We start from the raw sequence: 12,657 nt of genomic DNA, 5'->3' as shown, positions 1-12,657 counted from the left end.
AACCCTTTCGGGACGGCCGCCGCGATGATCGAAGGAGATCGAGATGGGTGTCAGTCTGTCCAAGGGCGGCAATGTATCGCTGACCAAAGCGGCGCCGAACCTGGCCGCGGTGTCCGTCGGCCTGGGCTGGGATCTGCGCAGCACCACCGGCACCGACTTCGATCTCGACGCCAGCGCCATCGCGCTCGGCGGCGACAAGCAGGTCGTCTCGCCCGGCCACTTCGTCTTCTTCAACAACCTGAAGTCGCCCGAGGGCACGATCGAGCACGCCGGTGACAACCGCACCGGCGAGGGCGAGGGCGACGACGAGGTCATCAACGTCGATCTGGCCAATGCCTCCCCGGCCATCGAGAGCATCGTGTTCCCGGTCTCGATCTACGACGCGGACACCCGCGCGCAGAGCTTCGGCCAGGTCCGCAACGCCTACATTCGCGTGGTCGACCGCGCCAACGGCAGCGAGCTGGCGCGCTACGACCTGACCGAGGACGCCTCGACCGAGACGGCCATGGTCTTCGGCGAGCTCTACCGCAACGGCGCCGAGTGGAAGTTCCGCGCGGTCGGCCAGGGCTACGCCTCCGGGCTGACCGGCATCGCCCGCGACTACGGCGTCACCGTCTGACCCGGGTCCGGTCGATCCCCGGTCTCGTGTTGTGGCTCCGCGCCGCACCGGCCCGGCGGTAGTTTGGATCCATGTGTGCTGATCACGTGGGCCCCGGGCCCGATTACGCGGCGCGGCGCGGCGCGTTGCGGAGCCTGCTGATGGAGAACGAGGTCGACGCCCTGCTGGTCACCGACCTGGTGAACATCAGGTACCTGACCGGTTTCACCGGATCCAACGCGGCGCTGCTGGTGCACGCGTGGGAGATGCGCAATGCCGAGGAGCGCACGGTGATCGGCACCGACGGCCGCTACCGCGATCAGGTCGCCGCGCAGGTCCCCGACCTGCGCGCCGAGATCGCCCGCGCCACCGCGCGCCGCATCGTGGAGCTGGCCGGGGAGTGGCAGGTCGGCCGGGTCGGTTACGAGAGCCATGTCGTCACCGTCGATCAGCACCGGGGCTTCGCCGAACAGAAGACGGGTCTGGAACTGGTGGCCGTGCGCGGCCTGGTCGAGCAGTTGCGCCTGGTGAAGGACGAGTACGAGGTGGCCCAGCTGCGCGCCGCTGCCGCGGCGGGCGACGCGGCGCTGGCCACCTTGCTCGAGCGCGGCGGGCTGCGTCCGGGCCGCACCGAGCGCCAGGTCGCCCGCGACCTGGAGTGGGCGATGTACGAGCAGGGCGCGGACGCGATCGCGTTCGAGACCATCGTCGCCGCCGGGGTCAACTCCGCGATTCCGCACCACCGGCCCACGGGCGCCGTCCTGGCGGCGGGGGATTTCGTGAAACTCGATTTCGGCGCGGTGCGCAACGGCTACCACTCCGACATGACCCGCACCTTCGTGCTCGGCGCGCCCAGCGACTGGCAGCGCGAGACCTATGCGCTGGTCGAGGAGGCGCAGCGGGCGGGCCGCGCGGCGCTGCGGCCGGGCGCCGAGGTGGTCGACGTGGACGCGGCGGCGCGCTCGGTGATCGAGGCCGCCGGGCACGGCAAGCTGTACACGCACGGTCTGGGCCACGGGGTCGGGCTGGAGATCCACGAAGCGCCCGGCATCGCGAAAACCGGAACCGGTACACTTCTCTCCGGCGTGGCGGTGACCGTCGAACCCGGTGTGTACTTTCCCGGCCGCGGCGGAGTCCGGATCGAGGACACGCTCGTGGTGCGCGAAGGGGGCCCGGAGTTGCTCACCAACACCAGCAAAGACCTGACCGTCGTCGAATGACGCGGTACGACCTGTGACGAACGAGGAGAGCCGAGAACCGTGGCGGACACCAGCGACTTCAAGAACGGCCTTGTGCTGAAGATCGACAACAACCTGCAGCAGATTGTCGAGTTCCAGCATGTCAAGCCGGGTAAGGGCCCCGCGTTCGTGCGGACCAAGCTGAAGAACGTGGTGTCGGGCAAGGTCGTCGACAAGACTTTCAACGCGGGCGTCAAGGTGGAGACAGCCACCGTCGACCGCCGTGACATGACCTACCTGTACCACGACGGCTCGGACTTCATCTTCATGGACGGCGAGACCTACGACCAGATCCACCTGGGCGACGCCATCGTCGGCAAGGCGGGCGGCTTCCTGCTGGAGAACATGGGCGTGCAGATCGCCATGTACGAGGGCGAGGCGCTGTTCATCGAGCTTCCCGTCTCCATCGAGGTCGAGGTCACCCACACCGAGCCGGGCCTGCAGGGCGACCGCTCCAGCGCGGGCACCAAGCCGGCCACCATCGCGACCGGCGCCGAGGTGCAGGTCCCGCTGTTCATCAACGTGGGTGACAAGCTCAAGATCGACACCCGCGACGGCAGCTACATCAGCCGCGTCAACTCCTGACGCGGATACTGTGACTGTGCCGCAGCAGCCAGAAGACAAGAAGTTCAAGAAGCTCGGCGCCCGGCACAAGGCCCGGCGCCGCGCGGTGGATCTGCTCTTCGAGGCGGAGGCCCGCGACGTCGACGTGGCCGACCTGCTGAGCGAACGGGTCGAGCTGTCCCGCGGCGACCAGTCGGTGGCTCCGGTGCACGCCTACACCCACACCCTGGTCGAAGGCGTGGCCGACGATCTGGATCGGGTGGACGGCACCATCGAGTCCTATCTACAGGACTGGACGCTGTCCCGCCTGCCCGCCGTGGACCGCGCGATCCTGCGCATCGCGGTGTGGGAGTTGTTCCACGCCAACGATGTTCCGCCGGTGGTGGCCGTGGACGAGGCGGTGGAGCTGGCCAAGGAGCTGTCCACCGACGATTCGCCGTCGTTCATCAACGGCGTGCTCGGGCAGGTGGTCCTGGTGGCCCCGCAGGTCCGCGCCGCGGCCGCCGCGACTCGTGCGCCGCGTCCGGAGCCCGACGCCTGATTCGCGAAAAGCCAGCAGCCGCACACTCTTCGAGGAGTGTGCGGCTGCTGTCGTAGACGCCGGTGGGTGTACGGGGCCCGGCGGCTACGGATTCCATCCTGATTCCTCAACCATGCTCGAGGTCAAGGGAATCGGGTGTGGGGGCGGCCACGGAGCACCTATCCTGGGGGGAAACACGGGGAGGGTGGTGCATGGCTCGGTTTCTGACCTGGTTCCGCAACAACGTCGACGGCTTGGTCGCGCTGGTCCTGGCCCTGGTCGTCGGGGTGCTGGCCGTCATCGACGTGCTGGGCACCGACACCGTGGACGCCGCGGTGCTGCTGGTGCTGGCGCTGCTGGCCACTACGCTGCTGCGGGATCGGCATCTCTCGGCCAAGGCGATGCGGGACGCGTCCTCGGTGCAGATGCTCAACGGCCCCGAGATCGGCCACCAGCACACGCTGGCGCGGCGCGACACCGAGAAGTGGATCTTCAAGGGCGGCACCGGAACCTACATCCGGGCGGTCACCCTCAAGGAGTGCGTGCGCAACGCCCGCCAGGCCCAGCGCAGCCTGCGGGTCCGCCTGGAGATCCTGGATCCGACCAACGAACTGCTCTGCAAGACCTACGCGGAGTTCCGCGCCTCGGTGGCGCCGGACGCCACGCGCGCTCGTGATCCGTGGACCACCCGGCGGGTGCAGCAGGAGTCCTTCGGCACGGTGCTCGCCGCCTGCTGGTACAAGCAGCAGTACAGCCCGCTGGATATCGCGGTGGGCTTCTCCTCGGTGATGACGACCTTCCGCTGGGATCTGTCGACGAGTTGCGTGATCATCACCCAGGACAACCCGAACACCCCGGCCATGATGTTCGAGCGGGACAAGCCCTATTACCGGGATTTCAGCCGCGAGCTGGATTCCAGCTTCGATCAGGCCAAGAAGGTGCCGCTCGGCAATGCCCGCGACGTCCAGCTGGACGATCCGCCCACGGTCGAGCAGGTGCGCGCGGTGTTCGACGCGCTGGGCCTGCCCCTGCCTGCCTCTTTCGAGGATCGTGACGTCGCCGAGATCGTGCGTCGTGCCTTGAACCCGGAGAACCCATTCTGATGAATCCCTATGCCCGACTACGTAGTTCGATCGGCTCCACCGCCGCGGCCCGCGAAGTGGGCGGCTGGGTCCGGGAGTACCTGACGCCGGTGGCCACCGGCGCGGCGACGGTCACGGTGGTCCGGCATCCGCTGGGGTTCCTGTGCTTCCCGGTGTGGCGTGGCGGCGATCTGGGGGTGTGCCTGCACGTGTGGGCCGAGGGCATGCGCTCGCGGCCCACCACCTCGCCGATTCACGCGCACAGCTGGGATCTGCTGAGCCTGGTGCTCTACGGCTCGGTCGGCAACGAGGTGTTCGAGCTCCTCGACGCGCCCGAGCGGCCGACACACCGGGTGTTCGAGATCCAGAGCGGCGCCGACGGTGATCTGGTCCGCGCCACCCCGCAGGTGGTGGGCTATCGGCTGCGTTCGCATGAACTTTTCCGGGCCGGGGACGCATATACCCTCCCGCACGGTGTATTCCATGTATCCGAGGTGGTCGGCGCCGCTGCGACCGTAGCCTTGGGCGAGTACCGTCACGGCAAGCCCGATCGATCTCTCGGCGGTCTGGCCACCGACGACCACTGGGTGCACCGCGTGCCGTGCACTCCGGAGGAGACGCGCCGCGTGGCACGGACCGTACTGGAACAGCTGACCCAGCCGGCTCACCTGGAGGAGCAATGGGACCGAGCAACGTCTTGAACGCGGTGCCGACGCTGGCCGCCCCGCCCGACGCCGCGGCGCGGGTGGCGCGCGCGGCGGCGGAGGAGGCGGGGGCGGCGATCCGCGCCGGACTGGGGGGCGCGCTGGCCATTCGCGCGAAGGGCGCCGCCGGCGACCTGGTCACCGATCTGGATCTGCGCGCCGAGGACATCATCCTGGGGCACCTGCGTCGCGCGTTCCCCACGCACCGGATCCTGGCCGAGGAGTCCGGCCTGCTGGCCGGGGCGGACGAGGCGTGGTGCTGGGTGGTGGATCCGCTCGACGGCACCAACAACATCGCCATCGGCCTGCCGGTGTGCACGGTCGGCATCGCGCTGTGCCACTACGGCACGCCGGTCGTGGGTGTCGTGCACGAGCCGCTCACCGGCCACACCTGGTCGGCGGTGCGCGGCGGCGGCGCGCTGGGCCCGGACGGCCCGCTCTGGCAGCCGGCGTCACCCCGGCCCGACAGCGCGCCGGTGCTGGCCTGGTTGCAGGGCTATCCGGTCGCGCGCACCGATGCGGTGGCCCGGGCCATGCGCCTGACCTTGGAGACGAACGCCCGCCGGCTGATCCAGCTGTGGTCGCCGCTGCTGTGCTGGATCATGCTGGCGCGCGGGGACATCGACGGCTTCGTCGGCTACCGCGCGGGCGTGGTCGACCTGCCCGCGGGCAGTCTGATCGCCCGCGAGTCCGGCGTCGCGATCACCGATTTCGGCGGCACGCCGCTGGACGACACGATCGATCCGCTGGGCGGCGAGGTCGACTTCCTCGCGGGCAGCCCGCGGATGGCCGCCGAACTCGCGCGCTGGGTCAAATCCGCTGCCGAGGTGGCCGTGACGGGCTTGCGCTAGCCCGTGACCAGCAGCGCCGCGACCGAGCCGATGGTCGCCAGCGCCGCCAGCGCCGACCCGGTGAGCACGAACCGCCGCATCGGCACGCGCACGCCGTGCGTGCGGCAGAACTCCAGGCACAACAGGGTGGCCAGGGACGCCCACGGCGTCACGATCGGGCCCACGTTGGTGCCGATCAGCAAGGCCAGCAACTGGTTCCGGTTCTCGCCGGGGACGACGGCCTCGCCCGCGGTGTAGGCGGGCAGATTGTTGGCGACGTTGGACAGGCCGGCGCCGGCGGCGGCCGCGCGGTACGCGCCCTCGGCGCCGGGGTCGTCGCCGATCAGCCAGTGCATCAGGTCGGAGAGCCCGTGCCTGCTCAGGGTCGGGATCACCAGGAACAGGCCGACCACGAAAACCAGGAGCTGCCAGGGGAACAGCGCGAACTTCAGCGCCGAGCGATCGAAGACGGCGAAGGCCAGCAGCGCGATCGCCGCGGCGATGACCGCCGCCACGTCGATCCGCTCGCCGACGATCGGGATGGCCAGGATGAACAGCAGGCACGCGCCGCCGGTGGTGTAGAGCAGCGCCCGCTCGCGCCGGTTCCGCGGCCGCACCGGCTCCGGGGGCACGTAGCGATCGGCGTCGCGGTGCCCGCGCCGCCAGTAGAACACCCACAGGCACAGCATCGTGGCCGCGATCGAAACCACCTGCGGCGCCCACATTCTGGCGGCGAAGTCGGTGGCGTGCAGCGCCACCCGCTCGGCCGCGAGCAGGTTCGTCAGGTTCGACACCGGCAGCAGCAGGCTGGCGGTGTTGGCCAGCCACAGCGTCAGCATCGCCAGCGGCAACGGCGGAATCCGGGCCGGGCCGGCCAGCGCCAGCATCACGGGGGTCAGCAGCACCGCGGTGGTGTCCAGGTTGAGCAGGATCGTGGTGGCCGAGGCGAACAGTACGCACAACCCGAACAGCGCCGGGTAGTAGCCGCGTCCCAGGATCGCCAGCCGATGCGCGATGACGTCGAAAACCTTTGCCTGCCTGGTCAGTTCGGCCAGAATGATGACCGCGCCGAGGAATACCAGCAGCGGCCAGATGCGCCGCATGTTGTCGGCCGCCTCGGCGCGGGGAAGCGCCCCGGTGGCCACGCAGAGCAGCCCGGCCACCAGCAGCGCGATCCGGACCCAGTCCAGGATCGTCAACCCCCAGATGCGCCGGGTCTGCTCGTTCGGCGGCGGTGACGCGGCGGATTCGACCTGATCGGGCACGGCTTCATGATCGCATTCGGCACCCGCTTCGGCGCGCAGGGCGGCCGGACAGGTGATTCGGCGGCGGGGGCGAGCCCTGATTCCGGTGTCTCCCAAGATGATCTAGTGCCGGGGCATACTGGGTGGGTGACGCAGCCGAGCGCCCAGCCCCGCGACTTCTTCATCAGCTACTCCCCGGCGGACGAAAGATGGGCGACCTGGCTGGCCTGGCAGCTCGAATCCGAGGGGTACCGCACCCTGATCCAGGCCTGGGATTTCGTCCCCGGCACGAACTTCATCGACTTCATGGACCGCGGTGTACGGGAATCCGCGGTGGTGCTGGCGGTGGTCTCGGAGAACTACCTGAATTCCAAGGGCGGCACCCAGGAATGGCAGGCGACCTATCGCACCGAACCGGGCAAACTGCTGCCGATCCGGATCGCCGAGTGCGAGCTGAGCGGCCTGCTCGCCACCATCACCTATGTGGATCTGGTCGGCGTGGCCAGCTCCGACCTGGCGCGCCGGACGCTGCTGGAGCGGGTCGGTCACCTGCTCGCCGGCCGGGCCAAACCCGGCCTGGCCCCGGCGTTCCCGCTCGACGCCGTGCCCGAGCACCGGCCCGAGGACGAGCCCGACACCATCGAAAGGCCCTGGCACCGGCGCACTCCCGTGGCCGCCCCGGATTTTCCCGGCGCCGCGCCGCTCGCGGGTGCCGGGCACGAGGGGTTGTCCATCCTGCATGTGGCCGGCCCGCGCTTCGGCCGCGGCCTGCTCGGGCGCGACGATCCGGCGACCGCGGGCGATCTGCAGGCTCACATCTGGGCGAATGTCACCCAGCTGGTCGATCAGGGTGTGCCCAAGCCCGATCTGGTCGTGATCACCGGCGATCTGACCGAATCCGCGCGTCCCAGCCAGGTGGACGAGGCGCTGCGCTTCCTGACAGGGCTGCGGATCCTGCTCGGGCTGGAGCCGAGCCGGCTGATCGTGGTGCCGGGCAACCACGACGTGTCCAAGGCCGCCTGCCAGGCGTACTTCCTGGAGCAGGAGGCCAACGAGCGCAAACCGCAGCCGCCCTACTTCCCGAAGCTCAAGCAGTTCTCCCGCTTGTTCGGGGAGCTGTACCAGGGGCTGGACCACCTGGTGTTCGACATCGGCCAGCCGTGGACGCTGTTCCCGGTCCCGGAATTGCGGGTGGTGGTCGCCGGATTGAACTCCACGATGGCGATGACGCACCGGGTCGGCGACGACTACGGCGAGATCGGCACGGCGCAGGCGGCCTGGTTCGCCCAGCAGCTGCGCGAATTCGAGCGGCTGGGCTGGTTGCGGCTGGGCGTGCTGCGGCACGATCCGCTGCCGGGTCCCGCCGCCGCCCCCGAGGATCCGACGGTGCTGCGCGATGCCGACGCGCTGTCCCGGCTGCTGGCCGGGCGGTTGAACCTGCTGCTGCACGGACCCGGTCCCGGTGGGCGGCACCTGGACCGGCTGGGCGGCGTGCTGCCGGTGCTCCCCGCCGCCGCGCCCGGGCGGGACGAGATCGTGCACGTCACCCTGGACGGGCTGGCCCGCTACAGCAGTGCCGAAGCCCGGCCGGGCGAGCCGTGGGCGACGCTCACCCAGACCTGGGCCCATGCCGCCGCCGCGCTGCCACCGGCGGCGCCGCTGCAACTGCCCGCGCCCGAGGAGCTCGAACTCGAGCAGCCCGAGAACGGCGAGGCCGAAATCCTCGATCCGCACAGCCGATTACTCGACCGGGTCGCCGAGGTGTGCGAGACCAGGTTCCCCGGCGCGCGGATCCGGCGGGTGCCCTCGGATCCGCCGCACCTGCTCGTCGTGCACAAGGAGGGCGAGGTCGTCGGCGTGCGCCGGGTCGGCGTGCACGTCGGGGACATGACCAGGCAGGTGGTCGAGGAATTCCTCGCCCAGGACCCGGAATACGGCTCCGATCTGGTCTATCGTGGTGCGGCGCCGCCGCTTTCGCTGCGTGAGGAGGCGGCCAGCCACGGTGTCTGGCTGCGCAGTTTCACCGATTTCCAGGGTCTGCTGGATCTGGACGAGTATCTGGCCGGGCAGTTGGCGCGGCTGCGCAACGACCGCAGGTATCCGCCGGATCTTTATGTGCCGCAGCACTTCCGGATGCTCGAACACGGCGACGAGCAGGCCCACGAGGACCTGGTCGGCGAACTGCTGCGCGTGGTCTCGGCCGACCACGGCCGATTCGTGCTGCTGCTCGGTGATTTCGGGCGCGGCAAGACTTTCGCGCTGCGGGAGCTGGCCCGGCGCATCACCGAGACCAGACCTGCGCTCATCCCGATCCTGATCGAGCTGCGCGGCCTGGACAAGTCGCACACCGTGGACGGGCTGGTGGCCGCGCACCTGGCCAATCACGGTGAGGGCCGCATCGATCTGGACGCGCTGCACTACATGCTGCGCGAGGGCCGGGTGGTGCTGCTGTTCGACGGCTTCGACGAACTCGCCACCCGCATCAGCTACGAATTCGCCGCGCAGCATCTGGAGACGCTGCTCCAGGCGGCGGCGGGCAAGGCCAAGATCATCGTGGCCAGCCGTACCCAGCATTTCGAGTCCCGTTCCCAGGTGCTCTCGGCGCTGGGGGAGCGGGTCGGCATGCTGCAGGACCGCCACATCCTGAGCATCGAACCGTTCGGGCAGGACCAGATCCGGGCGTTCCTGGTGAACCGTTACGGCGGCGATCCGGCCCGCGCCGACGATCGCATGCGCCGGATCACCGGCATCCAGGATCTGCTCGGCCTGGCCCGTAATCCGCGCATGCTCAGCTTCATCGCCGAACTGGACGATTCCCGGCTGCGGGCCGCCGCCGATACCGAGGGCGCGGTGGGCCCGGCCGGGTTGTACCGCGAAATCCTGGACGCCTGGCTGGAATTCGAGGCCCGGCGCACCGGGTCGGTCGCGGGCACGCTGCCCGGACTCAGTCGCGCCGAATTGTGGCTGGCGGTCACGGCTTTCGCGCTGCGCTGCTGGGAATCGGGCGAGCAGTATCTGCGCATGACCGAATTGACCGATGTGGCGCAGGATCTGGTGGAGATCACCGGCTCGAATCGGATGACCCCGGAGCAGCAGGCCCATGCCATCGGGTCCGGCAGCCTGCTGGTGCGCACGGAGGAGAACCTGTTCGGGTTCATCCATTCGTCGGTGACCGAGTGGCTGGTGGCCAACCACATCGCCGGGCAGTTCCGGGGCGGTGCGGTCGCCCCGCCACAGCTGGCCGCCAGGCCGCTGTCGCAGCTGACCGTCGATTTCCTCTGTGATCTGGCCGATCACCGCGCCGCCGGGGCGTGGGCCGAGGCGGTGCTGGCCGATCCCGACGCCGGAGAACACGCCCGCCGCAACGCATTACGGGTCAGCACCCGGCTGGCCACCGCGCCGTCGGCCGATCTGCGCGGCGCCATGCTGGCGGGCGCGGACCTGTCCTACCGCGAACTGCGCGGTGTCGACCTCAGCGACGCGAATCTGACCGGGGCCCGGCTGGTCGGGGCGAATCTGGCGGGCGCGGTCCTGCGCGGTGCGCGGCTGGCCGGGGCCCGGCTCGACGACGCGGTCCTGACCGACGCCGATCTCAGCGGCGCCGACCTGACGCGCGCCCGGCTGGCGCGCACCGACCTCACCGGCGCCCGCGCCGTCGGCACCCGCTGGCACCGCGCCGCCCTGCTGGACGTGATCGGCCCGCCGCGCGAGACGGAGCTGCGCGGCGCCGCGATCGTGCCCGGCGCGGTGGTGCACACCGAGTTCGCGCCCGCCGCGATCGGCGTGCGGCACGGTTTCCACGCCCGCCACGGCCGCCTGCCGCAGCCGCTGGCCTACAGCCCGGACGGCAGCACCCTGGCCATCGGCAGCGAGAACGGCGGCGTGCTGATCTACGACACCGAGACCGGACGGCCGCTGCGCACCCTGCAGACCCACCGCGCGCGCACGTTCGCGGTCGGCTACACCGAGCAGGTCCTGATCACCGGCTCCGGTGACGGCACCGTCGGCATCTGGGACGCCGCCACCGGCGCCCTGCGCCGGATCCTGAGCGGGCACGACAATTGGCCGTGGCCGGTGGTGCTGAGCCGGCGCGGTGACGTGCTGGCGACCGGCGACGCCGAAGGCGTGCTGCGGCTGTGGTCGCTGCCGGAGGCAGAACTGCTGCACGAGTGCCGTCCGGGTGAGGGCGAGCTCATCTACAGCATGGATTTCCACGACGGCACCGTGGCCGCGGCCTACCGCAACGGCGTCGTCCGGTTGTGGGATACCGAAACCGGTACGGAGCAGGGCCGTTTCGAGGCCGCGCAGGGGTCGGTGTTCCGGATCGCGTTCAGCCCCGACGGCGGCCTGCTGGCCGCGGGCGCGATCGACGGCACGGTGTCGCTGTGGGACCCGGGCACCTGCCGCCGGGTGCGGGAACTGACCGGGCACACCGGCCGGGTCTACACCCTGGCCTTCCATCCCGGCCTGCCGATCCTGGCCAGCGGGGATACCGAAGGGGGACTGCGCCTCTGGGATCTCGACACCGGCGCGACCAGGCACACCTCGGCCGAGCACGCCGGTGCGGCCATCTACTGGCTCACCTTCGATCCCGCGGGCGAGCAGCTCGCCTCCGGGGACAGCGCGGGCCGAGTCCGGCTGCACGACAGCGAAACCGGGCAGCTCCGGCATCGCCTGACCGCGCATACCGGATCGATCTGGCCCTTCGCCTTCCGCTCCGACGGCCGTCAGCTCGCCGTCACCGACGACCAATTCACCACTCGCCTCTGGGATCCCGTGACCGGCGCCTGCCGGCACGTGCTGACCGGCCACGGCCGCCAGGTCACCACCGTGCGGTTCAACTCCGACGGCACCCTGCTCGCCGCCTGCGGCAACGACGGCGTGGTCCGGTTCTGGGATCCGGTCACCGGGCGGCTGACCCGGCGCCTGCTCGGCAGCGAGGACCGGTTGTTCTCCTACGAGGCGGCACGATTCAGCTCGGTGGATCCGAATCAGATCGCCATCGCCCGCAACGACGGTCGCCTGAGCCTGTACAACCTGGCCACCGAATCCTACGAACGCCACATCACCGGCGACTCGCCGCCGATCTGGGCCACCGCCTACGACCCCACCGGCAAGTTCGTCGCGACCGCCAACGACGACGACACCGTCACGCTGTGGTTCCGCACCACCGGCGCGGATCACGCGCGCTGCACCGAGCATCGCGGGCGGGTGCGCTCGATCGCCTTCAACGCCGACGGGACACTGATGGCCACCGGCTGCGACGACAAGGTGGTGCGGCTGTGGGAGGTGGAATCGGGCCGGTTCCTGCGCGCCCTGCGCGGCCACGAGGACCGGGTCTACGCGGTCGCGTTCCACGGGGACCGGCTGGCCAGCGTCTCCTGGGACACGGTGGTGCGGATCTGGGATGTGGCCACCGGTGACTGCCTGCACGCGATCGGCCGGCACACCGCCCGGCTCTGGGCGGCGGCGGTCGACGCGACCACCGGGATCCTGGCCACCGGCGGCGACGACCTGGTGGTCCGGTTGTGGGACATGGCGACCGGACGGCACCTGCACACCCTGGAGGGACACAAGCGCCAGATCTGGTCGCTGGCCTTCGATCCCGCGGGGCGGGTGCTGGCCAGCGGCGCCGACGACGGCAATGTCATCCTGTGGTCGATGGGGGAGCAGGTGACCGATCCGCCCGTCATCCGATCGATTCTGCTCGGGCTGCCCGAGAGCTGGGCGGCGGTCGCGCCGGATGGCCGCTACAAGGTGGACGGCAGCCCGGCGGGCCAGTTCTGGCACGTCATCGGCATGTCCCGCTTCGACATCGGCGAACTCGACCAGTTCCTGCCGGAGGTCCGGCAGCTCCTGCCCGACGAGCCGTTCTGA

General features: G+C 70.3%; 9 protein-coding genes. 8 read left to right on the top strand and 1 reads right to left on the bottom strand.

Annotated features, from left to right (window positions below):
• Positions 1-43: 43 nt before the first annotated feature.
• The 7 genes from AB0I43_RS20045 (at position 44) to AB0I43_RS20015 (ending at position 5,557) form a co-directional block, all read left to right on the top strand.
• The gene (locus tag AB0I43_RS20045) at positions 44-619 is read left to right on the top strand and encodes a TerD family protein (protein WP_356978211.1); all 576 of its coding nucleotides are present in this window, start codon (positions 44-46) and stop codon (positions 617-619) included.
• 71 nt (positions 620-690) lie between these two features.
• Complete coding sequence (locus tag AB0I43_RS20040; RefSeq protein ID WP_356978209.1) at positions 691-1,818, top strand: aminopeptidase P family protein; 1,128 nt, start codon at positions 691-693, stop codon at positions 1,816-1,818.
• Positions 1,819-1,857: 39 nt separating this feature from the next.
• On the top strand, positions 1,858-2,421 hold the full coding sequence (gene efp / locus AB0I43_RS20035) for an elongation factor P (RefSeq protein WP_356978208.1): 564 nt from the start codon (positions 1,858-1,860) through the stop codon (positions 2,419-2,421).
• Positions 2,422-2,437: 16 nt separating this feature from the next.
• Positions 2,438-2,941: a transcription antitermination factor NusB gene (gene nusB / locus AB0I43_RS20030; protein ID WP_356978206.1), complete on the top strand. Its 504-nt coding sequence runs from the start codon at positions 2,438-2,440 to the stop codon at positions 2,939-2,941.
• 191 nt (positions 2,942-3,132) lie between these two features.
• On the top strand, positions 3,133-4,023 hold the full coding sequence (locus tag AB0I43_RS20025; protein ID WP_356978204.1) for a hypothetical protein: 891 nt from the start codon (positions 3,133-3,135) through the stop codon (positions 4,021-4,023).
• Entirely contained in the window at positions 4,023-4,703 is a 681-nt protein-coding gene (locus AB0I43_RS20020; protein WP_356978203.1) for a hypothetical protein, read from the top strand. Before AB0I43_RS20025 ends, AB0I43_RS20020 begins: the two co-directional genes overlap by 1 nt.
• Positions 4,682-5,557, top strand: a complete 876-nt coding sequence (locus AB0I43_RS20015; protein WP_356978201.1) for an inositol monophosphatase family protein — start codon at positions 4,682-4,684, stop codon at positions 5,555-5,557. The genes AB0I43_RS20020 and AB0I43_RS20015 overlap by 22 nt, the downstream gene beginning before the upstream one ends.
• On the opposite strand, the gene AB0I43_RS20010 is transcribed toward AB0I43_RS20015, so the two are convergent.
• Positions 5,554-6,801, bottom strand: a complete 1,248-nt coding sequence (locus AB0I43_RS20010) for an SLC13 family permease (protein ID WP_356978199.1) — start codon at positions 6,799-6,801, stop codon at positions 5,554-5,556. The two genes, AB0I43_RS20015 and AB0I43_RS20010, sit on opposite strands and share 4 nt — an antisense overlap.
• Before the next feature lie 126 nt (positions 6,802-6,927).
• Here AB0I43_RS20010 and AB0I43_RS20005 point away from each other — a divergent pair, with 126 nt between their 5' ends.
• The gene (locus tag AB0I43_RS20005) at positions 6,928-12,657 is read left to right on the top strand and encodes a TIR domain-containing protein (RefSeq protein WP_356978197.1); all 5,730 of its coding nucleotides are present in this window, start codon (positions 6,928-6,930) and stop codon (positions 12,655-12,657) included.

It is taken from the genome of Nocardia sp. NPDC050435 (genome assembly GCF_040655395.1).
GTDB lineage: Bacteria > Actinomycetota > Actinomycetes > Mycobacteriales > Mycobacteriaceae > Nocardia.
Note: the sequence above shows the minus strand (reverse complement) of the source record. Positions and strands in the feature narration are given on the sequence as shown.